The sequence below is a fragment of the Brumimicrobium mesophilum genome, assembly GCF_003025005.1.
In the GTDB taxonomy this organism is placed as follows: Bacteria; Bacteroidota; Bacteroidia; order Flavobacteriales_D; family Crocinitomicaceae; genus Brumimicrobium; species Brumimicrobium mesophilum.
The window spans coordinates 71,409-96,284 of record NZ_PVSS01000003.1 but is presented as its reverse complement, the minus strand read 5'-3'; the positions used below and the strand labels follow the sequence as shown (position 1 = coordinate 96,284).

Sequence of the window (24,876 nt, the reverse complement as noted above, 5' to 3'; positions counted from 1 at the left end):
AAAATACACTTTTAATTAAAAATGGGGATGAAATGAATCATCCCCATTTCTGTCGGGGTGGCAGGATTCGAACCTGCGACCTCCTCGTCCCAAACGAGGCGCGATGACCGGGCTACGCTACACCCCGAGCTGGTGTATTTAATTAAATTTTATTATTCAATAACGTTTTATTGAACTCATCTAATTCTTTGGGAGAATCGGATTTTAATGTTTTATTTCAAAGTGTCTCTTGTTATCGTTTCACTTGCGGAGTGCAAAGATACTAAGAGATTTCATGTTTGCAAGCTTTTATTTTATTTTTTTTTCAAAAATAAATCAAGTCTTTCAAAATCAATAGTTTTAGAAAAAAAACTGATAATTTGTAACTTCACTTTAAAAAAAATGCGGAGAGACAGGGATTCGAACCCTGGATACAGTTGCCCGTATAACACCTTAGCAGGGTGCCGCTTTCAGCCACTCAGCCATCTCTCCGTTTATTTCAAACTTAAATGTTCCGCTTGAACATTTACCCATACCTATTCGGTTGCGGACTGCAAAAATACTAATAACTTGGACTATTCAAATCATTTTTAATGAAAAATTTAATGTTTTTTTAAAAAAAACATTCTTATAAAATATAAGTCATTCTTTCAATGATAGTTACTACTGATACTCCGTACAAAACATAAAATATTTTTTCATACTTCTCCTCAATTTCAGTGGTTGTTTTCATTCTTTCGAATGTAAATAACAACAATGCAACAATCACCATACCCCAATCAAACACAATTTGGTTTTTAAAAATGACAGTCAAAGGTATTATCGCTGTAGAAACACCAATTGGCAAATAGTATTTTATTGAACGATACGCTAACTCTCCTACCAGTTTATAAACCATTGCAACAAAACCAGCGATAGAACCCATCAATACGAATGGTTCTACATTGTTCAGATAAAAATCTACTGTTTCATAATCAAAGAAGGTTTCTACAAAATATTGGCCTACAAAAATTAATGCCATCATCCATACTAATAAAGATATTCTCAGTAAGGGAGAAAAATCTTGTCGTGAAACCGTAACATATCCGATTAAAAATGCCATGAAAATATATGGTTTCAACGGTATCGGGGGAACGAAAGTTCCTAAATCTAAAAAACTAACCAGTCCATATAATCCATAAACCAAACAACCTATAATAGTAATTTTTCTTAAGACTTCCATTTTAAATTAGGTTTTAAAAATCAATCATAAAAAACTAAAAGTTATTTCTTTTTATTTGCAAGTGCTTCTTCAATATATTTAAATGTGGATAGTACATCTGGTTCTCCATTGACAACTGCAACATCATGCTCGAAGTGTGCACTAGCCATTCCGTCTAAGGTCGCAATTGTCCAATTATCCTCAAGATATTTGATTTGTTCAGTCCCCATATTTACCATAGGTTCTATTGCAATTGTCAAACCTTCCTTAATTTTTTTTCCACGTCCGCGTCTTCCGTAATTTGGTATTTGTGGTTCTTCGTGCATAGTTTGACCAATTCCATGACCAACAAGCTCCCTAACCACACCATATCCATTATCTTCAGCGTGTTTTTGAATATGATATCCAATATCCCCTAACCTATTCCCTACTCTTGTTTGAGCAATACCAATATCCAAACATTCTTTAGTCACTTTCAAAAGCTTAAGCTTATCTTCGGAAACATTTCCGACAGCGAAAGTATAGGCATGATCGCCATAATAACCGTCCAAGATTGCTCCACAATCTACAGAAACAATATCACCATCTTTCAAGGGTTCATTAGATGGATATCCATGAACCACATGATCATTTACTGAAATACATAATGTATTTGGAAAATCATATAAACCTAAAAACCCAGGTTCAGCACCTTGAGAACGAATATAACTTTCAGCAATTGCGTCTAACTCTAAAGTAGTAACACCAACATCAATTGCTTCTGCAACTTTTCCTAATGCTCTACTCACAACTTGAGCCGCAGCTCTCATCAATTCAATTTGTTCTTTTGATTTATAAATTATCATCTTATAAATAATTAATTTCTAAAAAAGTGTTTTAAACATAAAAAGGGAACAAATCAATGCTCCCTTATTACCATATGTTATATTAATGGAATTAAGCAAGAACCTTCTCCACTAAATCAGCAGCTTCTTGTAAAAGAACTGCAGAGTGAACGTCCAAACCAGATTCATCAATTAATTTTTTTGCTTCAACAGCATTTGTCCCTTGTAAACGAACGATAAGAGGAACTGGAATTCCACCCATATTTTTGTATGCATCAACAATACCTTGTGCAACACGATCACATCGAACAATACCACCGAAGATATTGATCAAGATTGCTTTCACGTTGTCATCTTTCAAAATAATTTCAAAAGCTTTCTCAACACGAGCAGCATCAGCAGTACCACCTACGTCAAGGAAGTTTGCAGGGTTACCACCTGATTGCTTGATAATGTCCATAGTTGCCATTGCTAAACCAGCACCATTTACCATACAACCAACGTTTCCATCCAATTTCACGAAGTTCAAACCAGCCTCATCAGCTTCTACCTCTGCAGGATCCTCTTCTGATTTATCACGCATTTCAGCATAATCTTTATGACGGAATAAAGCAGAACCATCTAAAGTAACCTTAGCATCAACAGCAATAATTTTATCATCAGATGTTTTTAGCACTGGGTTAATTTCGAACATTGCTGCATCACATCCAATGTATGCGTTATATAAAGAACCAACAAATTTTGTCATTTCTTTAAATGCTTTTCCGCTTAATCCTAAGTTGAAGGCTATTTTTCTAGCTTGAAAACCTTGTAATCCTGTACGAGGATCAACTTCTTCCTTGAATATTAAGTGTGGAGTTTCCTCAGCAACTGTTTCAATATCCATCCCACCTTCAGTAGAATAAATAATAACATTTCTTCCTTTTTCACGATCCATCAATACAGACATGTAAATTTCAGAAGTTTCACTTTCACCAGGATAATAAACATCCTCAGCAATCATTACTTTATTTACTTTTTTAGCTACACCGTTAGTTTGTGCCGTTTCTAAATGTCCTCCTAAGATTCCCTTTACAACCTCTTCAACTTTATCGATTCCTTTAGCTAAAACTACTCCGTGAGAGCCAGTTTCTTCAATTGTACCTTTCCCACGACCTCCAGCGTGAATTTGAGCTTTAACAACATACCATTCAGTACCTGTCTTCTCTGTTAATTCTTTTGCTTTGCTTACTGCATCCTTTACGTCGTCAATAACAACACTTTCTTGAATTGCAACTCCAAAACTCTTTAAAATCGATTTTCCTTGATATTCGTGTAAATTCATTATTTTACATTATTAAATTCGGCACTAAATTAATCTTATTTCACGCATTTTTCAAGATTCAAGACTTAAAAATTAACAAAAGTGTAATAAATAAAGTCATACTTGAGCAACATTGCCTAAAAAGCACCATTAAACAAAAAAAGCCCACCTGAAATTGATGGACTATTAACAAAATTATCTATAAGTGACTAGCGTTTTGCTAACTTATTGCTAGAAACTGTTAAACTTTTTCTTCCTTTCTTACGACGAGCAGCTAATACTCTACGTCCGTTTTTTGTAGCCATACGACTACGGAATCCATGCTTATTTCTTCTTTTACGCTGTGATGGTTGAAATGTTCTTTTCATGACCTATTTTATTATAAATTAAAATTCTCTTTCTATTTAAGGTTGGCAAAGATAGTGCTTTTTTGTTTTAAACAAAACGCAAATGCAAAAATATTCTTTTTTAATCAAAAAACACACTTCTTACATTAACTTTGCATTCTAATTTTATGTACTATTTTATTTCCAATTAAGCATGCTTAGACCAAAAGGTAAAAAACAAGAACGCGTTAAATTAAGTAAAGAATCTGTTCAAAAGGCAAAAAAGATATTTAGTTATCTGAAACCTTATAAAGCGTATTTCTTATTAGGATGGTTGTTTTTGGTTATATCCTCTTCCGCTGGATTATTATTTCCTTATCTATTAGGTCAGCTTTTAGGAGGTGAACTACCCGCAGGGACAACTAATCCAAGCAACCAAGAATTAATGGAAGGTATTAACCTCGACAACATTAACAGCGTCGCTCTTTTGCTTTTAGTGCTATTAATTATCCAAAGTGTTTCTTCATTTTTCAGGGTAATTATATTTACACAGGTAACAGAAAAAACAATGCGTGACATCAGAAAGGATGCCTTTGACAAATTGATATACATGCCAATGGATTTCTTTAACAAAAACAAAGTTGGTGAGTTAACCAGTAGAATTGCTGCAGACATTACCTTAATACAAGATACTTTAAGAACCACAGTTGCTGAATTATTCCGACAGATAATCATTATAGTAGGTTCAATTGTCTTCATTACTATCGTTTCATGGAGATTGGCTTTAATTATGCTGGCAACTGTACCTGTTATGGCATTAATTGCTGTTGTTTTCGGAAGGTTCATCAGAAAGTTAAGTAAAAAAGCGCAAGATCATTCCGCAACTTCAAATTCGATAATAGAAGAAAGTTTAATGGGAATAACAAATGTTAAGACCTTTACAAATGAATTGTTTATGATTGCCAAATACAGGAAGTCTATTGAAACAATTAAATCTTTAAATATAAAAAGTGGTAACTGGAGAGGTGTATTTATTTCCTTTATTATTATGTGTTTATTTGGGGCTATTATTTTCATAATTTGGCAAGGACTTCATATGACGGTTGGACCTGACGCTACCTTAGATAGAGGAGACTTCTTTGCGTTTGTAATGTTTACTGTTTTCATGGGTGCAAGCATTGGCTCAATCCCAGACCTGTATGCTTCAATGCAAAAAGCCATTGGATCAACAGAGCATTTAATGAATATCATCGCCGAAGAAACAGAAGAACAAATTCACAAAGGAAAATCTAAAGACCCTATCCATGGGGACGTTGCTTTCGAGAAAGTTTCATTTTACTACCCACAAAGAAAAGACATAATGGTTTTGGATGAATTATCATTTTCAGCTAAACGTGGAGAAAAAATTGCACTTGTCGGAGCCTCAGGAGCTGGTAAATCAACAATTGCTTCATTACTACAAAGGTTCTACTCTCCTACCTTAGGATCTTACACAATCGATGGAAAAAGTGTTCAGGACTTCGATTTAAGTTATTTACGTGAAAACATGGCTTTAGTTCCTCAAGAAGTTATTCTTTTCAGTGGAACAATAAAAGAAAATATTTTATTTGGAAAGCAAGGTGCCACTGATGAAGAAGTGGAAACCGCAGCCAAAAAAGCCAATGCCTTTGATTTTATAAAATCTTTTCCTGAAGGTTTCGACACTCAAGTTGGAGATCGAGGTATTCAACTTTCAGGCGGTCAAAAACAAAGAATTGCAATTGCAAGAGCCATTTTGAAAGACCCAACTATTTTGATTTTAGATGAAGCTACATCTGCTTTGGATGCAGAATCTGAAAGTTTAGTTCAAGAAGCTTTAGATAGATTAATGGAAAACAGAACATCTTTCATTATTGCACACAGACTTTCAACAATTCGTAAAGCAAATACAATTCTTGTAATGGAACATGGAAAAGTCGTTGAACAAGGAACTCATGAAGAATTAATTTCAAAGGAAAATGGAGTTTATGCAAATTTAAATAAACTACAAATAAACTAAATTTCAGCTTCCTTTATAAGAGTACTTAACACTCTGATTGTGTTATATGTTATTAACTTAATGGTTTTAATATTTTAATTTGATAAATAACAACTAACTTTATATATTTGTAATTATTTAAAGCACATAATCACATGCTAAGTCTGTAATATGAAAAACATTATAATTGCCATTTTAATAGTATTCTCGCCATTGGTATATGCACAAAAGTATGGTGGATTCGGGAAATCCCGTAACTGGTTCATGAATAAATACGAAGCATATTTTAGCATCGGAGCTACTTCTTTCTTAGGAGATCTAGGTGGTCTAAACAGGGAAGGTACTCAAAAATCTATTGTAGATATTGATTTTCAGAGCACACGTATTGGTGGAAGTGCAGGATATCGTTACAGAATATCTCCTCGTTGGGCAACTTCCTCTCAAATTTATTTTGGAATGTTATCTGGAGATGATGCCAATACAGATGAAATTGTGAGAAGAAGTAGAAACTTATCTTTTCGATCGCCAATTTTAGAACTTAGCCAACGAATTGAATTCATTGTTTATGCAAATGAAAAAATGGGTAGTCAACGTTCAAGAGGCCTTAGTTCAAATAGAAAGAATGTAAATGATATATTTTATTTATTTACAGGTATTTCAGGATTTTACTTTAATCCACAAACAAAAATTGATGGCAAATGGACAAATCTACATAATCTAAGAACAGAGGGGCAAGGTTTACCAGGTGGAGCTGAAGAATACAGTAGGTTTAGTGCTGCTATTCCATTAGGGATTGGATTTAAATTTGCGATCACTGAATACTGGAAGTTAGGTCTTGAAGTATCTTACAATAAAACATTCACAGACTACATTGATGATGTAAGTACAAACTATTATGACCCTACAGTCTTAAACAAGCAAGGAGGTTCTGATGCTGTGTATGCAGGAAATCCATCAATTGAAAATCACAATTGGTTTGTTGCAGGACAACAAAGAGGAAATTCGGATGACAATGATGCTTATCTTTTTACAAGTATCACTTTTACGAGAAAACTTAATCTTGGAGGAAGATAATTGAATCTGAAAGTATTAAGACATATATTTTAATAATATTAGGTGAGGCGGACCCTCACCTTTTTTTTATTCCTATTTTTGCAGTATTAAAAACTAATTTGGTGTAAAATGTACCCTATAATTAAGCGCATATTTTTCTTGTTTGATCCAGAAAAAATTCATCACTTCACATTTAAATTAATCAAACTTTCGTTATCTATACCTGGTATGAAATCTATTTGGAAAAATAGATATGTGGTAGAAGATGAAAAATTAGAAAGAGAACTGTTTGGACTGAAATTCAAAAACCCAGTTGGATTGGCTGCTGGATTTGACAAAAATGGTGTTTTATTCAATGATTTGGAATATACAGGTTTTGGCTTTATAGAAGTAGGAACTGTTACTCCCGTTGCGCAAGATGGAAATCCGAAAAAACGATTATTCCGTTTGATTGAAGATGAAGCAATTATCAATAGAATGGGTTTCAATAACGAAGGGTTAGATCAATTGGTTAAGCAACTTAAGAACAGAAAAACAAAACTTATTATTGGTGGAAACATTGGAAAAAATAAAGTTACCCCTAATGAACAAGCAGTCGATGATTATGTAAAGTGTTTTAACGCACTTTATAATTATGTAGACTATTTTGTTGTCAATGTAAGTTCTCCAAACACACCTAATTTAAGAGCCCTTCAGGACAAAGAGCCGCTTACCGCATTATTAAAAACGCTTAAAGATTTAAACGCTTCGAAGAATATTCAAAGACCAATTTTATTAAAAATCGCTCCTGACTTAACTAATGAACAATTAGATGACATAATTGAAATTGTTGAGACCACTAAAATTGATGGCGTTATAGCAACAAACACTACAATTGACAGATCAAAATTAAAAACAAAAGATGTTGAGTCAATTGGCGCTGGTGGAGTTTCGGGTAAACCACTTGCAAAAAGATCCACAGAAGTAGTAAGGTATTTACATACAAATTCAAAAGGGGCTTTTCCTATAATTGGAGTAGGTGGAATTCATTCGGCTGAAGATGCTTTAGAGAAATTTGAAGCTGGGGCGTCTCTTGTTCAAGTTTATACAGGATTTATTTACGAAGGACCAAAATTGGTGCGTAAAATAAATGAAGCATTGCTGCGAAAATAAGGATTTTGTAAATTAAACATTTTTTTACATTCATAGCTTTTAACATTTTAATCTTGTGCTAACTGTTTTAAACCTTTCCTTTGCATTCATGCAAATTTAAGTTAAATAGGTCTTGTTAAAAGAATAAAATAAACTCCTTATATTATTTTAAAACCTAAATGCAATGAGTATATTCGTAACTATGGAAAATTTGAAAATAATTGAGTGCCCAAGGGATGCAATGCAAGGAATGCATGAATTCATTCCTACAACTACCAAAGTAAATTACATAAATGAACTTTTAAAGGTTGGGTTTGACACTATAGATTTTGGTAGTTTTGTTTCTCCAAAAGCAATTCCTCAAATGAAAGACACAGCACAGGTATTGGACCAATTGGATCTTTCATTAACCAGATCAAAATTATTGGCAATAGTTGCCAATGAACGTGGTGCTCAAGACGCTTCCCAATTTGAAGAAATCAACTATTTAGGATATCCATTTTCAATTTCAGAGACCTTCCAACAACGTAACACCAATACTTCGATAGAAGGAAGTTTAAGTCGTTTAGAAAGTATTCAAAACATCGCCATAAATTCCAATAAGAAATTAGTGGTTTACCTTTCAATGGGATTCGGAAATCCTTATGGTGACGCATGGGATACAGAAACAGTTTTAAAATGGGCTTCTCGATTAAACAAGGATATGGGAATTGATATTTTAGCTCTTTCAGACACAATTGGAGTTTCGGAACCTGGCACAATTACAAGTATTTTAAATGGAATTTTACCAGAACTTCCAAATGCAGAAATTGGAGTTCATTTACATACTACCCCGGATACTTATCAAGAGAAAATCAAAGCTGCTTATGATGCTGGTTGCAGAAGATTTGACGGAGCAATTAGAGGTTTTGGAGGTTGTCCAATGGCTAAAGATGATTTAGTAGGAAATATGCCTACAGAAAAAATGGTGGAATGGTTTGGAAACTCCAATGTAAGAACAAACCTAAACCTTCAAGCTTTAGAAAAAGCTGTACAACAAAGTAATTACATATTTTAAATTTATAAAAGAATGAAAAATTTATTTGCAGCCATTGCAATTTGCGCGATTATCCCTTCCTTTTTTGGTCAAGATGCTACAGCATATGACTTAGCAAATTTTGATCAGCTAATTGTGATAGGAAACTTTCCCGTTGAAATAATTAATTCTGATAGAAAGGAAGCCATTGTAGATAAAAAAGACAGTAAAGCAAACTTAGATAACTTATCTTTTTCATACTCCCAAAAAGTGTTGACAATAAAATATAGCGGTAGTTTTGTTGAAGATGTTGGCGTTTCCTTGAAGTTATACCATACTGGATTAATTTCTACGGTTGAAGCAAGAAGAGGAGCTCAAATTAAAATTAATGATGCAGGTACTTTTTATTCTACCGTTAGCTACAAAGCAGATTCAGGAGGGAAACTAACGATTGATGATGTAATATCTCCTTTGGTTAAGGCTCAAGTTACAAAAGGTGGTTCAATTAGTATAACAGGTGAAACACCTATATTTGAACCAAACATTAAAACTGGAGGTACAATAGCAGCAGTACGCTTGAAATCTAAAGAAGTAAATGCTTACATAACGTTTGGAGGCGAAATAATTTGTGCTCCTATTGAGATTTTAAATGCCAATGTCACTAGCGGAGGTACAATTAATTACACAGGAAATCCAAAACTCACTGAAAAAATCACTTTAGGTGGAACGATTGAAAAAATATGATAATCCGACTTTTAACCATATCATTAATTTTTCTACTTTTCTCATGTACCGATGGTCCTGAGAAAAATGAATCCACTGTTCCTACTTTAGAAAACAACCTGGATCAACCAGAGAATAATGAAGAAAACGATAATTCCTATTCGGATGATGATTTGCCATTAGACTATAAACAAGACACAATCAAATCAGATGGTTTGTTTACTAGAGGCGGATTTGATGATAAAATATACTATGATTTATTGATCGAAACTCATTTATGTAATCCAAACTATACCGATACGACTAGTGATGGCTCTACACCATGTAGTTCTCGTTTTTTTAATTTCCACCCTTACAATCACAAAAGAAAGATAGATGATGCTTTTCTTCTTCAGATCAAAGCTGGAGTTAACAAATATCCTTACCGCAGGTTATTGATTTTCGTGAGGGAAAAAGGGAAATTAGTGCTGATGAATGGAATTGTGGGATATTTAGTAGAACGAATTTCTCGACCAAATGATATTGATGATTTAATTGTTGCCGTTTTTGATGATCTTGGTAACAATAAATTTGATAGGTATGATGTATTAATGAGATACAATGATGGAAAATACCATTTTGTTGAAGCCATTGGTGATTTGGAAGGAGAGTTTAATACACCTGATTTAAAAAAGAGAGCTTCAAAGGCAATTCTCGAACGTATTAATGAAAAAGAACTGATTTTTTGAAAATTCTAGTTTTTATCATATCAACAATTATTCTTACTTCATGTATCAATGACAACATTATGCATGACTCGTTTCCGTCACAAATTTTGCATGCTAACAGTGCAAAGGTTTGGATAATTTCGGAATCAAGTATGCATCACGACAAAGAAGGTTCTTCACTTGAAGATTATCGGAAAACCTTCATTTTTTATGCAAACAATAAATTTAGAGAACAGGAATTAATTCATTTAGGAAGTAAAGAAGGGTTTATAGGAAGATATGAAATCAGAGAAGATTCCTTCGGAAATAAGGTTCTAGTATTATATTATCAAGGTGAGCGAACAGCATATTATGTGATTCAAAAAATTGAAAATTACCAATTGACTTTAACAGAATTTGAAAATAAGGATGTAGTTTTAGAATTTCACAGTTTAAAATCGCCAAAATTATGATTCTCATCGTCGATTGTGGATATTCATCAATATACAAATTAGAAGATTTAGTAGATCAATACAGTGACTTTAAAACAATTTCAATTTACGACATTACCCTTAAAGAAATACAAAAATTAGACCTTAAAGGTGCAATTATTTCTCACGCTCACCTCTCCATAAATGAAACCAATGTTGAAAAGTACATTGAAAAAATTGAAGAAGTTTTTAAGTTAGAAATCCCTGTTCTTGGAATTGGCGTTGGACATCATCTTTTAGGCGTCTGTTTTAATGCTCGCCCAGCTTACGAACCTTACCGCAATGAATTAGTTGATATTGGAATACTTCAAACAGAAGGCATCTTCGACAAATTACCGAACGAAGTTCAACTTATTAAAGACAACGCTGGAACAATTTCTATCCCACCAGGCTTTCAACTCTTAGCTAGTTCAGACTACAGCATTAATGAGGCCATGAAAAAACACGACAAACCAATTTATGGAGTTCAATTCCTTCTAGAAGTATCAGGAAACTTTGGAGCTGTGATTATGGATAACTTTGTTAATATTTGTATGCCCAAAGAATTTTGAATCCCACATAATTTAAGAACTTAGCACTTATGTTATTAAATCGTTTGTGGATAGGATTGTTTTTCTCAGCACTAGCTGTGGGTTTAGGAAAGTTACTCTTTCTTGGAGATTTGATGATTTTCAAAGAAATGGTAGATGCATTATTTGAAAGTGCAGAACTCTCATTTAAAATTGCACTTTTCTTAACAGGAGCCCTATGTCTTTGGATGGGAATCATGGAGATTGGTGAAAAAGGTGGAGCAATCAACATTTTAACACGATTTGTTTCTCCTTTATTTGGCAAACTATTTCCTGATGTGCCAAAAGATCACCCAGCAGTGGGCTCTATGATGATGAATTTTAGCGCAAACATGTTGGGATTAGACAACGCCGCTACTCCACTTGGATTAAAGGCAATGGGACAGTTACAAGAATTGAATCCTAAAAAAGATACTGCCTCAAATGCCCAAATCATGTTCTTGGTAATGAATACTTCAGGATTAACAATAATTCCAGTGAGTATTTTGGCTTACCGCAGTGGAGCTGGCTCTGCTTCTCCCTCTGAAGTATTTCTTCCTATTTTGATTTCTACATTTTTTGCTTCTTTAATTGGCTTAATGGTAGTCGCCTACAAGCAAAAAATCAATCTACTCAACAAAACAATACTTGCATACTTAGGAACATTAACTGTTTTAATAGTGAGTTTGTTGATTTGGCTTTACAAGAATCCAGACTTAGTCGAACCCGTTTCTAATGTTGGTGGAAATTTACTCCTTTTTTCGGTTATTATCATCTTTTTAATTTTAGGAATTCGACGAAAAATCAATGTTTATGAAGTTTTTATTGATGGTGCAAAAGGCGGTTTTGATGTGGCTATAAAAATAGTTCCCTATTTGGTTGCAATTTTAGTTGCAATTGGTGTTTTTAAAGCATCCGGAGCCATGGATATGTTGTTTGAAGGAATACGTTTTCTTTTAAACCTGGCCGCAATAACAAATACTGAATTTATTGAAGCCTTACCAACTGCATTTATGAAACCTTTTAGCGGTGGAGCCGCGCGCGGAATGATGTTAGAAACTTTTTCAACTCACGGAGTAGATTCCTTTGTGGGTAAAATGGCTGCTACTTTCCAAGGTTCCACTGAAACTACCTTTTATGTTCTAGCCGTTTATTTTGGTTCAGTTGGAATCAATAAAACGCGTTACGCAGCCGGAGCAGGATTAATTGCTGATGCTGCAGGAATAATTGCCGCAATTTTCATATCCTTCCTCTTCTACAATTAATGAACAAGCCTTTAGCTGAAATAAAACCTGAGGATGCCATTCCATTGTTGGTACGCATAAGGTTATTCATTCTCGGAAAACGTAAACCAGATGGTTTTACACGATTAGTATTCACCATATCCCTTTTTTCATGGCTAATACTTTCAATTTGGAATGCAGTAAGTTACTTTGTTCTATTGACCTCTGACGTTATAAAACAAAACAAGGGATTTTCTGTGGAGGATGTAATCATCAAGAATGGTCAAAATCTAGGTTTTAATGGAGAAGAATTCCTGGAATCAATTAGCGCTTTTTACTTTAATAGTTTTTTTGTTTGGTTGATTATCTTGTTTGGATTAGTTTTAATGTACCGCAAGAAAACAATTTACACTTTCATCGTTTTAGGCGGACTGGCATTTCACTTTATCTATATGTTCATTGTACTTGGTTTCCAATATTTCATAGAAGATGTATCCTTGTTCGACAAAATTCTTTATGCTATTTTAGTTGTTATTACCTTGATTCATTCATTATTAATGAAAAATGAAGAATTAATTACGGAAAAGGAATTACGAATGAAGAATTAACAATTCCGAATCGAAAACAAAGGCTATCCTAATTAACAACGAGAATTCATCCTATTAAATTTTAAAACTTAAGGTTCAAACGCTTCATGAACATCTATTTCCCCTGCTCCTAATTAAATGAGCTGAAATTCAAAATCAATTCGTAATTAATAGATTCTTAACTAATCTAATAAGCTCCATTCAATAAAAGCATTCATCACATTCTTCCATTCACCATTTTTATGATCAGGTTTTCCTTCAATAATTGGGAAAAAATTATGTTCTAAACCTGGATACCGTTTTACGACATAATTCGTTTTACCTTGTTCAATAAAATACAGAGGAATTAAATCTGTATTCGCACAACCTACATCTTCTGAACCATTAGCAATATAAACTGGAATTTTCAAACTCGCCAATTCCTCAACCGATGGCTTTGAAAATGACCTCCATGAAGTTAGATGTGGTCTTATTTTCAAGGAATCGTCATTGTGAACTCTCTTGTAAAATGCATATTGAGAGGCTTGCATTTTATCCGCTTCCTCCCAACTTATTTCTCCGCCTTCTGCTTTTCCCCTTATTTTCCTGAGAATTCCAGCCATTCTATTTTCATAATTGTATCCAAACAACCCAAGATGCGTAACATGTTTGTTTTCATCGGCAATTCCAACCGCTACTCTAGCTCCTTGTGAATGTCCGGCCACTACCAGTTTAGAATCATCAATAAAATCTTTATTACTCAAATATTCAATCACTTCATTTGCGCGGTAAATATAATTTTCTCGATAATCAGCCAAATGAAACTCAGTAGTTGGATTTTTACTTCCAGAATCACCAACATAGAAAAATTGATCCGAAAGTTCTTCGTATTTCACAATCATTGGAGTTTTTGGCATTGAAATAACCGCTACATGATAGTGTTTTTTCATACGATCTAAATCAAAATTACTTAGTTGCATGGGTACAATTCTATTATTTCCAACATCCATAAATAATGGTACGGGCAACGAACCTTGACAAAATAACAAGAGCGGTTTTTTAATGTTCAAAACAGTATCTGCAATTGCAAAATGGATTGTTTCACTTTCTGATTCTATGGAAAAAGAAATGTAATCTGTATGTCCAACCCGATCTTGAGAAAACGTATTCAAAAAAAATAATTGCATAGAAAGCAATAGAAAGACTTTATTCATAAAAAAGTAATTTGCAGGCAAGTTAAACATTATTAATTGACAATTCATAATCCTTAATTGTTTAAACATTTCTTATTTTTGTAATATAACTGTCATTTTTAATCAATTTGACTTTAAGGCGGGAAGTCCATAGAGCAAACTCTTGTAAGTATCACCGAAAATATTGGAACTTAGAAGATTACAAATTTTATCGGAATCGATTGATTTAGGGTTGAATACAAGCTTAGTTTAGGTATGATTTTAACAATTGAAAATATTTTACTCATAGGCTCCCTATTACTATTAATTAGTATAATTCTAGGTAAAACATCTTCCCGGTTTGGAGTTCCAACCTTACTCCTCTTCTTAACAATAGGAATGGTGGCAGGCTCTGACGGTTTAGCTGGAATAAAATTTGACAATCCTGAAATAGCTCAATTTATTGGTATTGTTTCTTTAAATTTCATTCTTTTTTCTGGAGGTTTAGACACCCATTGGAAAACCGTTAAACCTATACTCCGAGAAGGTGTAATGCTTTCCACCTTGGGAGTACTGCTAACTGCTGTTTCATTAGGATTATTTGTTTATTGGTTAACTGATTTCACAATCTACGAAAGTTTACTCTTGGGATCAATTGTTTCCTCCACAGATGCCGCAGCGGTTTTTTCCATATTAAGATCAAAAAGTATTGCACTTAAAGCAAATTTACGTCCAACCCTTGAATTAGAAAGTGGAAGTAATGACCCAATGGCTTACGTGTTAACGATTTCATTTCTAACGCTAGTCATTAATCAAGACCAAGGTTTAATTTCCATTTTACCCATGTTCTTTTTACAAATGACCTTAGGCGCTGCAGCAGGTTTTGGTTTTGGAGTTGTTAGTAAACACATTATAAATAAAATTAAGCTTGGATTCGAAGGACTCTATCCCGTCTTGGTAATTGCATTAATGTTTATCACGTTTTCTGCAACAGATTCTTTTGGTGGCAATGGTTTCTTAGCGATTTATATATGTGCAGTCTATCTTGGAAACCAAGATTTGATTAATAAAAAAACCATCCTTAAAATGTATGATGGACTTGCCTGGTTGATGCAAATCATTCTATTCTTAACCTTAGGTTTATTGGTATTCCCTTCTCAAGTTTTTCCTTTTATGGGCGTTGGATTATTGATTTCTTTATTCTTGATTTTCATTGCCCGCCCACTCGCAGTTTTTGTAAGTCTTATTCCTTTCAAAATGAACCTGAAACGAAAATTTTTCATTTCGTGGGTTGGACTAAGGGGAGCTGTTCCAATTGTGTTTGCTACATATCCTTTAATTGCAGGAATTGACAAAGCAGATATGATGTTTAATATTGTATTTTTCATCTCCGTAACTTCTGTACTATTGCAAGGTACAAGTCTAAGTATAATTGCCAAGTGGCTCAAAGTAGATCTTCCAGAAGAAGATAAAATTGTTACTGAACATGATCTTTTTATAACAAATTCACCAAAAAGGGTGATGCAGGAAGTTCAAATTTCAGAACACTGTGCAGCATCCGGGAATAAAATAGTTAATCTAGGACTCCCAAAATCAGCAGTCATATCTTTAATTAAAAGAAATAATCAATTCATAACCCCTGATGGATCAACAGAAATCCAACCAAATGACACCCTAGTTGTTCTGACAGATACTGAAGGAGATTTTAACAAAGTCAGTAAATGTATAAAGCAAGGTATAATTGAAACTAATTAAGATTTTTTAGCTTCGTACATTAAGAATATCTCATGTATTTAAGAATTGTTTTGCGCTTACTCAAGTAGATGATTCTAGATTAACGTCTGCTTAGAACTATTTGGATTTTTATGGTTATAGATAATTAAAAGCGAATGCAAATCCATGTATGGTTATGAGGGTTTATAATATCAGAAATCCCATGTCTAATGTCAATTGAAATCATTACATTTGAATCTCAAAATTTTTCAATATGTCAGACGATAAAAAAATCATTTTTTCAATGATGGGTGTGAGTAAATCCACTCCTGCTGGAAAGCAAATTATAAAAGATATTTCGCTACAATTTTATTACGGTGCGAAAATCGGAATCATCGGTTTAAATGGTTCAGGAAAATCTACAGTGATGAAAATCATTGCAGGAATAGACAAGTCATTTATTGGTGATTTAACGATACTCGACGGTTATTCGGTTGGTTATTTACCGCAAGAACCAGAATTGGACCCTACAAAAACGGTAAAAGAAATCGTGATGGAAGGTGTTCAAGAAACTGTTGATATTCTGAAAGAATACGAAGAAATCAATAATTCTTTCATGGATGAAGCGGTTTTAAATGACCCTGAAAAAATGGACAAGCTAATTGCCCGACAAGGAAAAGTTCAAGATCAAATAGATGCTGTAGACGCTTGGGAATTAGATACTCAACTAGACAGAGCGATGGATGCCTTAAGATGTCCTCCAAATGATCAGTCAGTTGAGCATTTATCCGGTGGTGAGCGCCGTCGTGTTGCTTTAACAAGATTATTGCTTCAAAAACCAGATGTTTTATTGTTAGATGAGCCTACTAATCACTTGGATGCTGAATCTATTCACTGGTTGGAGCAGCACCTACAACAATACAAAGGAACTGTAATTGCTGTAACACACGACCGTTACTTCTTAGATAACGTAGCAGGTTGGATACTTGAATTGGATCGTGGAGAAGGAATTCCCTGGAAAGGAAACTACTCTTTATGGCTAGAACAAAAATCTAAACGTTTAGCCCAAGAAGATAAACAAGCTTCTAAACGTAAAAAAATGTTAGACAGCGAATTGGAATGGGTACGTATGAATCCAAAAGGCCGACATGCGAAAAATAAAGCCCGTTTGAGTAACTACGACAAATTAATGTCGGAAGATTCAAAAGCTAAAGAAGTTAACTTAGAAATTCCAATTCCAAACGGACCTCGTTTAGGAAGTAATGTAATTGATGCAGTAGGTGTCGCAAAGTCATTCGGAGACAAATTATTATATGATGATTTAAATTTCAGTCTTCCTCCAAATGGAATCGTTGGAATTGTTGGACCTAATGGAGCTGGTAAGACTACCATTTTCAAAATGATCATGGATGAATTACAACCAGACAAAGGAGAATTTAAAGTTGGTGAAACAGTTAAACTAGGTTATGTAGATCAAGCTCATGATGATTTAGATCCAGAAAAAACAATCTATGATGTAGTTTCTGGAGGAACAGACTTAATGGAAATTGGAGATCAAAAAATCAATTCAAGAGCATACATTTCCAAGTTCGCATTTTCAGGTTCAGACCAAAACAAGAAAGTAGGTGTATTATCAGGGGGTGAACGAAATCGTTTACACTTGGCATTGACATTGAAAACAGAAGCTAACGTTTTATTATTGGATGAGCCAACAAATGATATTGATATCAATACATTACGCGCATTAGAAGAAGGAATCATGAACTTTGCAGGATGTGTTGTTGTAATTTCTCACGACAGATGGTTCTTGGATAGAATTTGTACCCACATCTTAGCATTCGAAGGAGATTCTACAATCTATTCATTTGAAGGAAGTTTCTCTGAATATGAAGAAAACAAGAAAAAACGATTAGGTGACCACACACCGAAAAGATTGAAGTACAGAAAATTAACAGTGGATTAGTTCAAGGTAGTTATCAAGTGGTAAGGTATTAAGGTAGTTTTCAAGTTTAGAAAGTTCAAAAGTTATCAAGTGGTAAAGTTTAAAGTAGTTTTCAAGTTCAGGCAATAATTTATTTTGTTACTATTGTCCAACTTTAAAACTTCATAACTTGAAAACTTTAAAAATCAAGAACTTGATAACTTTGAACTTTAAAACTCGAGAACTTGAAAACTTGATAACTTGATAACTTGATAACTTGAACACTAAATAACTTGAAAATTAATAAAAATGAGAATTTACAAATTTGAAGAAATCCAAAGTTGGCAAAAAGCCAAAGAACTAACAGTTGGAGTCTACAAGAATTTCTCAGATAATAAAGATTACGGTTTTAAAGATCAAATCCAACGTGCATCAGTTTCAGTAATGAATAATATTGCGGAAGGATTCGAAAGTCAGACAAATAAGATGTTTATACGTTACTTGTACATTGCGAAAGGTTCTTGTGGCGAAGTAAGGTCAATGCTCTACTTAGCAAAAGAGTTCAATTACATCACGGTAGAACAATTTGAAAAACTTTCTAATTTAAGCTTAGATGCAACAAGACTTATTTCAGGTTTCATCAAAAAGTTAAACGAATAGTAATTCTTAATTTCAAACATAAAAACTAACAAACTCGAAAACACGAGAACTTGATAACTTGGTAACTTGGTAACTTGGTAACTAACAAACTTGAAAACTTTATCACTTGATAACTATCTAAAGCGAAAACTAACAAACTCGAGAACTTGATAACTTGATAACTTGATAACTTGATAACTTAAAAACTAACAAACTTAAAAACTAACAAACTTGATAACTAATAAAAAAAATATATGTCAAAAGAAGTAAGAGCATTAGAGCCAAAAGAAATTTGGGAAAACTTTGCAGATTTAAATGAAGTTCCACGTCCAAGTAAAAAGGAAGAACGTGTAATTCAATTTATGGTTGATTTTGGAAAAAAATTAGGTTTAAAAACTGAAACTGACAAAATCGGAAACATCATCATCAAAAAAGATGCTACAGAAGGAATGGAAGACCGTCAAACGGTAATTCTTCAATCGCATGTAGATATGGTTCATCAAAAAAACAACGCAACAGATTTTGATTTCGACAAAGAAGGAATCAAAATGTATGTTGATGGTGACTGGGTAAAAGCTGAAGGAACAACTTTAGGAGCAGATAATGGTATTGGAGTTGCATCAATAATGGGACTTTTAGTAAGTTCTGACATTCCTCATCCAGCATTAGAAGCAATGTTCACGGTTGATGAAGAAACAGGAATGACCGGTGCCAAACAATTAGACCCTTCTTTTTATGAAGGAACAATCTTATTGAATTTAGATACTGAGGACGACGATGAAATCAGTATTGGATGTGCTGGTGGAATTGACACCAATACAACTTATGAATACGACCAAGTTGATACGAAATCAGATGTTACATCTTACGTCATAGACTTGAAAGGATTAATGGGTGGTCATTCAGGAATGGATATCGATGCAGGAAGAGGAAATGCCAACAAAATGATGGCGAGACTTCTAATAGAATCACCAGTTGAAATCTCATTACATACAATGAATGGTGGTGGTTTACGTAATGCAATTCCACGTGAAGCGGTAGCAACCGTTTCTGTAGGAAATAACGAAACATCAAAATTTGAAGACTATGTTTCTTCAATGGCTGCAACATTCAAAACTGAATATTCTCCTGTAGAAAACAATATTGATTTGAGCGTTTCCAAAACGGAGACACCAGAAAAAATGGTAGCCAATCATGATAAAAATGCGATGTTAGCTGCTTTAAATGCTGTTTTTAATGGTGTGTTTAAAATGAGTTTAAATTTTGAAAACTTGGTTGAGACATCAAGTTCTTTGGCGCAAGTAGTTATTAAGGACGGGAAATTCGAGACAAAATCATTGCAAAGAAGTAGTGTTGAGACCACTAAAGTTGATGTTGCAAGAACTATTCGAAGTGTATTTGATTTATTAGGAGCCGATGTTGAACAATCGGGTGACTATCCAGGATGGGAACCAAATCCAGATTCTTCGATTTTAAAAACAATGCGTGAAATGTATGAAAAACGTTTCAATGAAAAACCAAAAGTTATGGCTTGTCACGCAGGATTAGAATGCGGAATTTTAGGAACCCACCTTCCAAATGTAGACATGATTTCATTTGGTCCAAACATTCGTCAGCCCCACTCACCAGATGAGCGCTGTCAAATAAGTTCAGTTCAAAAATTTTGGGGATTCTTATTGGAAATTCTAAAAGAAACACCGAAAAAGGTTGAACAATAAATGAACAACCAACAAGAGTTAATAGAATTAGCAAATATGAGAATGCCCTTTGGAAAATTCAAAGGGCTTCTCCTTGTTGAAGTGCCAGAGCCTTATTACGTTTGGTATAGATCCAAAGGATTTCCAAAGGGAAAACTAGGGAATCAAATGCAGTTGATGTATGAAATTAAGGTCAATGGTTTAGAAGATTTAATTCGTCCATTGGTGAAAAAGTAAATACAAATTAACCTTGAAACATTCCCATAAGAATGCCTCAAATAATTTTATTGGGGCATTCTTTAATTTAACAAATAGCTCATGAAAATTTTGAATCTTCTTATGTAGCTTTCAAATAATACTTTTAATAAAAATTAGAGAGAGTTTTTGTGATAGTTCACCGCACAATTTAGAGCAAACTAAAAAAAACACCTTCAATGCAACCTTTTAGAATGAATAGAAGTCTTTAAAATAGAGGATTTATGTGTTAAAAAGAACTTGATATTTAATTCTTCTTAAATTTTTTTTAATTATTTTTACTTTAAATTATTCATTCAAAAAAAAATCTCATGCAAAAACTTCTAACTATTTCAATATCAATCCTTTTCTCAATCGGATTGTATGCACAACAAAATGTTTATTCAGGTTCGGACGCCAATCTTGAATATAACGTAACTGTTGAAAAAATAACAGACGAAGTAAACGATCAATTTTACGATTATTATTCAATAGAAATTAAGAACACTTCTAATACAAGTGTTACGTTTACTCCTTCATTTCTTTATACAACTGCAAATGGTGAAGAAAAAAAATCTTCAATTGACAATGATGCATCTTCGGTAACATTAGCACCTGGTGAAACTGTTAAAGGAGATATTTCCGATCACTATCATTTAACACTTTTCAAAGAGTTCCAAGTTGGAAATAGTGGAAAGAAATCTGGAAATGAAGTATATACTCTAAAATCAGTATCTATTAATTATTAATACTTACTAAAAAACCAAAAATTATGAAATTATTATTTACAATTGTACTTGTGTCTTTTTCCTTTTGGACTTATTCGCAGTGTTCAGTATCAATAACAACCCAGTCTGATACAGTAGATTGTGGAGGTTGTTTTGACTTAACCGCTGTTGGAATAGCACAAGATACTTTATTATTTGAAGATTTTAACAATAGTGCATTAGGACCTGGATGGACATCATCTCAAACAATGATGTATACTAATCCCTGTGGTGCTCCACCAGATGGTTCTCCTTCTGCTTGGTTTGGAAATCAACAGCCTCACCCTAGAGATCTTACCACGGTTGATTATGATATGACTTGTGGAGGAGATATCTGTTTTATGATGAAATATGCTACTCAAGGTGGTAGTGGTAGTTGTGAAGGACCAGATTTAGTAGGTGAAGGTGTTTCTTTGCAATACTCTATCAATGCTGGTGTAACTTGGGTTACAATTTTCGAACATACTGTTCAGAATAATGGAACAGATCCATATCAAACTTCTTGGAATGAGTACTGCCATACTATTCCAGTTGCCGCACAAACTACTTCTACAAGATTTAGATGGATTCAACTTGCGACAAGTGGAGCAGGAAACGACCACTGGGGAATTGATGATGTTGCAGTAAAAGGTAATTTATGTAATACGTATTACTATGACTGGTTTGCTGATGGAACTACAGATTTAGCAGATACAAATTTATGTATCGAAAGCAATATGGAAACTTATAATGTAATATTTACTGATGGATTGACAGATACCTGTACTGCATCAATAGACATGTATGGTGTTATTCTTTCCAACATTCCTCAAGATACTTCTATCTGTGGATTTGTTAATATTGATTTAGTATCAACTCCAACGGGGGGATCTGGTAACTATTCTTACTTATGGAATACAGGGGAAACAAGTAATACAATAACTAATGCAACAACGAATCTGTATACAGTATTCATACAAGATCAAACATATCCAAGTTGTACAGTTACAGATACTATTAATTTCGAAATGTATCCTAATCCTGAAGTTGACTTCTCTGCATCTCCTCTCTGTCAAGGATCTTTAACCAACTTTACAGATTTAACTAATCTACCAGCGGGTTATAATGTTAATCAATGGCAATGGAACTTTGATAACAACGGAGCGACTTCAACTGATGAAAATCCAAGTCACCAATTCTCTGGAGTTGGAACATACGATGTTAAATTAAATGTTGTTTCTGATGGAGGATGTGTTGGTGATACAACCATTACAATTTATATCGAACCAGCACCATACGCAGACTTTACTTTTACTGATGGATGTGCAGGTGAAGAAGTCGTATTTACAAATACTTCTTTAGGTAACTTCTCTAATTCAACTTGGTACTTCACGAACGGAACAATTGGTTCAGATACAATTTTCTCAACTGATGCCACTTTTATATTCCCTGAAGGAGGTTCATTTGATGTAACTTTAATTATTGAAGATGCGAGTGGAGAATGTACAAACTCTATTACTCAAACCATCAATATTAACCCGGCACCGGATGTTTCTTTTACAGCTAACCCTCCTGCAGGAGTTCCTGTACTTAATGTAAACTTCTTAAATGACCCTTCAAACTTAACGAGTAACTATTGGGATTTTGGAGATGGTAACAACACTAGTGCAATGAATGATACAATTTTCAACGCATTCACTGAGCCTGGAGTTTATACTGTAACACATACTGGAACAGACGCAGTTGGTTGTACAAATACATTCAGTGTAACTGTTACCGTGACTTATCCAGATATAGAAGTTACTATTCCTAATATCGTAACACCAAATGGAGATGGAATGAATGATGGATTCTTTATCAAGTATTCACAAGACATTTCTTCAGTTGTTGATTTCGAAATCGTGTTCTTAAATAGATGGGGTACTGTTATTCAAACTTTCAACGAACCAAATTTTGTTTGGAACGGTAAAAAAGAGTCTGGAGAACCATTATCAGATGGAACTTACTTCTACAAAGTTCAATTTAAAGATAAAAAAGACACAGAATATGTTGAACATGGATTTGTTCAAGTGGTAAATAATTAAGAGCCACCAAAAATAAAGCAAAGGGATATCTGTAATGGATGTCCCTTTTTTGTTTTAGAATTGTTTAGTAAAACAGTGAAATTTAATAAGAACGGACCAAAGCTATTCAAAACTATTAAAGTTGACTTCTACAAAGCTTCATTAATTGGAAAACAATTCAATCACATAGCTAAGTGCTTAGCAAATTCCGCTAATAATTCAACAAGGAAAAGAAAGGTCTCGAGAATTTTGTGTCCAGTGATTTAAGTTTTACCATCAGATTGAACAAAGAAACTTAAAAAAATATTCAATGTGTATTCTTCCCTCTATTCCGAGAAAGTAAAAACAATAAACAACTGAATTAGAAAAGAAGCTAGAGTCAAAAAAATCAGAAAAATTGTTTTAAAACCTTTTACCCTATTTTAAATGATGCTTTTATTTGTTATTTCAATAGAGTGACCACAATCAAAATGACCTAAGGGACAAGATTTATGACCATGAAAACCACAAGGACGACAATCCAAATCTATTTTGGTTTCAATGATTTTGCTATCTTCTGATAATGGACCAAACCCAAATTTTGGAATAGTTGAACAGAAAAAAGCACGCGTGGGTGCGTTCATAGCCGATGCTATGTGTAAAGGCCCTGAATCATTAACATAATTCATTTCTGCGCCTTCCATTAATGCAGCACTTTGTAAAAGCGTCAATTTTCCAGCTAAATTATGTACGTGATGAGGAAATTCTTTTTGAAGGTTGGCGCATAAATCAACATCCGTAGGACCTCCAATTAATTTCACCTCTCCATCTTCAATCAATAATTCTATTAATTCCGACCATTTTGAAGTAGGCAACTTTTTGGTTTCCCAAACAGAGGCTGGTGCTAAACAATAATATTTCTTTTTAATGAACTCCCCTGCTACTTCTCTATCCATATTTGAAGGATATAATTCTGGTCTCACTAAAGATTTTGCTCCGTGGTGAGCTATAGTTCTTAAATTTCTTTCAACTTCATGAGTTCCTTCTTCCAAGGAATGAGGTACAGTTTTATCATACATCTTAGCAAATGAATTTTTATCAAATCCAATTCTAGCTTTTGTTTTGGCCATTTTGGTCATTAAACCAGCATTAGCATATCGCTGTAAAGTAATAACTTCATCGTATTTTCGAGTTCGAATCGATTTAATTACTTTTAAAAGACTTTTATATTTCCCGTCCTTCTTATTCCATACATAAACATGGTTTATTTTAGGATTATTAGCCAATAAAGATTCATTTCCCTTTCGGACAACAACATCAATTTTAGCTTCAGGATATATTCTATTTAACTCAGATATAATTGGAGTAGCCAATATCACATCGCCTAGAAAAGCCGTTTGTATTATTAAAAAATTTTGCACGTTTCAAATATAAGGAATTATCGATGTTCAATTACGAATTAAGAATGAAAAACTCTGTTTAGAATTATTGTGCACATTGATTCCTTAAGAAGGATTAAAGTTATTTTAAAGTTTAAGTTTTCTTGTGATAATAGTAGTCATAACACTATGATGAACTCGAAAATAATTCTATCTTAAGGGAATATATGCTAATAACTATATCATG

General features: G+C 33.6%; 23 protein-coding genes and 2 tRNA genes. 17 read left to right on the top strand and 8 right to left on the bottom strand.

What is annotated here, in order from left to right:
- Positions 1-52: 52 nt before the first annotated feature.
- From C6368_RS03745 to rpmH, 6 genes are all read right to left on the bottom strand, one after another.
- Positions 53-127: transfer RNA gene (locus C6368_RS03745), tRNA-Pro, on the bottom strand.
- 257 nt (positions 128-384) lie between these two features.
- Positions 385-471: transfer RNA gene (locus C6368_RS03740), tRNA-Ser, on the bottom strand.
- A gap of 136 nt (positions 472-607) precedes the next feature.
- Positions 608-1,201 (bottom strand): hypothetical protein, encoded by a 594-nt coding sequence (locus C6368_RS03735; RefSeq protein WP_107037839.1) that lies wholly within the window; start codon positions 1,199-1,201, stop codon positions 608-610.
- 41 nt (positions 1,202-1,242) lie between these two features.
- Positions 1,243-2,025, bottom strand: a complete 783-nt coding sequence (gene map, locus C6368_RS03730) for a type I methionyl aminopeptidase (RefSeq protein ID WP_107037838.1) — start codon at positions 2,023-2,025, stop codon at positions 1,243-1,245.
- 91 nt (positions 2,026-2,116) lie between these two features.
- Positions 2,117-3,328 carry an ADP-forming succinate--CoA ligase subunit beta gene (gene sucC, locus C6368_RS03725; RefSeq protein WP_107037837.1) on the bottom strand — a complete coding sequence of 404 codons (1,212 nt, stop codon included), beginning with the start codon at positions 3,326-3,328 and terminating at the stop codon, positions 2,117-2,119.
- A 188-nt stretch (positions 3,329-3,516) separates the two neighbouring features.
- On the bottom strand, positions 3,517-3,675 hold the full coding sequence (rpmH, locus tag C6368_RS03720) for a 50S ribosomal protein L34 (RefSeq protein WP_107037836.1): 159 nt from the start codon (positions 3,673-3,675) through the stop codon (positions 3,517-3,519).
- Between the two features lie 172 nt (positions 3,676-3,847).
- Here rpmH and C6368_RS03715 point away from each other — a divergent pair, with 172 nt between their 5' ends.
- The 10 genes from C6368_RS03715 to C6368_RS03670 all read left to right on the top strand — a co-directional run bounded on the left by C6368_RS03715 (position 3,848) and on the right by C6368_RS03670 (position 13,128).
- Positions 3,848-5,671, top strand: a complete 1,824-nt coding sequence (locus tag C6368_RS03715; RefSeq protein ID WP_107037835.1) for an ABC transporter ATP-binding protein — start codon at positions 3,848-3,850, stop codon at positions 5,669-5,671.
- 150 nt (positions 5,672-5,821) lie between these two features.
- Positions 5,822-6,724: a DUF6089 family protein gene (locus tag C6368_RS03710; RefSeq protein ID WP_107037834.1), complete on the top strand. Its 903-nt coding sequence runs from the start codon at positions 5,822-5,824 to the stop codon at positions 6,722-6,724.
- A gap of 108 nt (positions 6,725-6,832) precedes the next feature.
- Positions 6,833-7,855 (top strand): quinone-dependent dihydroorotate dehydrogenase, encoded by a 1,023-nt coding sequence (locus C6368_RS03705; protein ID WP_107037833.1) that lies wholly within the window; start codon positions 6,833-6,835, stop codon positions 7,853-7,855.
- 163 nt (positions 7,856-8,018) lie between these two features.
- The gene (locus tag C6368_RS03700) at positions 8,019-8,891 is read left to right on the top strand and encodes a hydroxymethylglutaryl-CoA lyase (protein ID WP_394336200.1); all 873 of its coding nucleotides are present in this window, start codon (positions 8,019-8,021) and stop codon (positions 8,889-8,891) included.
- Positions 8,892-8,903: 12 nt separating this feature from the next.
- Positions 8,904-9,593 carry a GIN domain-containing protein gene (locus C6368_RS03695; protein ID WP_107037831.1) on the top strand — a complete coding sequence of 230 codons (690 nt, stop codon included), beginning with the start codon at positions 8,904-8,906 and terminating at the stop codon, positions 9,591-9,593.
- On the top strand, positions 9,590-10,300 hold the full coding sequence (locus tag C6368_RS03690; RefSeq protein WP_107037830.1) for a hypothetical protein: 711 nt from the start codon (positions 9,590-9,592) through the stop codon (positions 10,298-10,300). The genes C6368_RS03695 and C6368_RS03690 overlap by 4 nt, the downstream gene beginning before the upstream one ends.
- Positions 10,297-10,731 (top strand): hypothetical protein, encoded by a 435-nt coding sequence (locus C6368_RS03685; protein ID WP_159038419.1) that lies wholly within the window; start codon positions 10,297-10,299, stop codon positions 10,729-10,731. The genes C6368_RS03690 and C6368_RS03685 overlap by 4 nt, the downstream gene beginning before the upstream one ends.
- Complete coding sequence (locus C6368_RS03680; RefSeq protein WP_107037828.1) at positions 10,728-11,300, top strand: glutamine amidotransferase-related protein; 573 nt, start codon at positions 10,728-10,730, stop codon at positions 11,298-11,300. Before C6368_RS03685 ends, C6368_RS03680 begins: the two co-directional genes overlap by 4 nt.
- Positions 11,301-11,329: 29 nt before the next feature.
- Positions 11,330-12,562 (top strand): nucleoside recognition domain-containing protein, encoded by a 1,233-nt coding sequence (locus C6368_RS03675; protein WP_107037827.1) that lies wholly within the window; start codon positions 11,330-11,332, stop codon positions 12,560-12,562.
- The gene (locus tag C6368_RS03670) at positions 12,562-13,128 is read left to right on the top strand and encodes a hypothetical protein (RefSeq protein ID WP_107037826.1); all 567 of its coding nucleotides are present in this window, start codon (positions 12,562-12,564) and stop codon (positions 13,126-13,128) included. Before C6368_RS03675 ends, C6368_RS03670 begins: the two co-directional genes overlap by 1 nt.
- A 161-nt stretch (positions 13,129-13,289) precedes the next feature.
- On the opposite strand, the gene C6368_RS03665 is transcribed toward C6368_RS03670, so the two are convergent.
- The gene (locus C6368_RS03665) at positions 13,290-14,300 is read right to left on the bottom strand and encodes a hypothetical protein (RefSeq protein WP_159038418.1); all 1,011 of its coding nucleotides are present in this window, start codon (positions 14,298-14,300) and stop codon (positions 13,290-13,292) included.
- Positions 14,301-14,534: 234 nt separating this feature from the next.
- On the opposite strand from C6368_RS03665, the gene C6368_RS03660 reads away from it, so the two are divergent.
- The 7 genes from C6368_RS03660 to C6368_RS03630 all read left to right on the top strand — a co-directional run bounded on the left by C6368_RS03660 (position 14,535) and on the right by C6368_RS03630 (position 23,292).
- On the top strand, positions 14,535-16,013 hold the full coding sequence (locus tag C6368_RS03660) for a potassium/proton antiporter (RefSeq protein WP_107037824.1): 1,479 nt from the start codon (positions 14,535-14,537) through the stop codon (positions 16,011-16,013).
- A 232-nt stretch (positions 16,014-16,245) separates the two neighbouring features.
- Positions 16,246-17,934: an energy-dependent translational throttle protein EttA gene (ettA, locus tag C6368_RS03655; protein WP_107037823.1), complete on the top strand. Its 1,689-nt coding sequence runs from the start codon at positions 16,246-16,248 to the stop codon at positions 17,932-17,934.
- A 267-nt stretch (positions 17,935-18,201) separates the two neighbouring features.
- Positions 18,202-18,552, top strand: a complete 351-nt coding sequence (locus C6368_RS03650) for a four helix bundle protein (RefSeq protein WP_107037822.1) — start codon at positions 18,202-18,204, stop codon at positions 18,550-18,552.
- A 233-nt stretch (positions 18,553-18,785) separates the two neighbouring features.
- Complete coding sequence (locus tag C6368_RS03645; RefSeq protein ID WP_107037821.1) at positions 18,786-20,249, top strand: aminoacyl-histidine dipeptidase; 1,464 nt, start codon at positions 18,786-18,788, stop codon at positions 20,247-20,249.
- Positions 20,250-20,465, top strand: coding sequence for a DUF3820 family protein (locus C6368_RS03640; protein ID WP_107037820.1), 216 nt, complete (start codon positions 20,250-20,252; stop codon positions 20,463-20,465).
- Positions 20,466-20,794: 329 nt separating this feature from the next.
- Positions 20,795-21,211, top strand: coding sequence for a hypothetical protein (locus C6368_RS03635; protein ID WP_107037819.1), 417 nt, complete (start codon positions 20,795-20,797; stop codon positions 21,209-21,211).
- Between the two features lie 23 nt (positions 21,212-21,234).
- On the top strand, positions 21,235-23,292 hold the full coding sequence (locus tag C6368_RS03630; RefSeq protein WP_107037818.1) for a PKD domain-containing protein: 2,058 nt from the start codon (positions 21,235-21,237) through the stop codon (positions 23,290-23,292).
- A 401-nt stretch (positions 23,293-23,693) separates the two neighbouring features.
- Here C6368_RS03630 and C6368_RS03625 read toward each other — a convergent pair whose 3' ends face one another.
- The gene (locus C6368_RS03625; RefSeq protein WP_107037817.1) at positions 23,694-24,671 is read right to left on the bottom strand and encodes a glycosyltransferase family 9 protein; all 978 of its coding nucleotides are present in this window, start codon (positions 24,669-24,671) and stop codon (positions 23,694-23,696) included.
- Between the last annotated feature and the right edge of the window lie 205 nt (positions 24,672-24,876).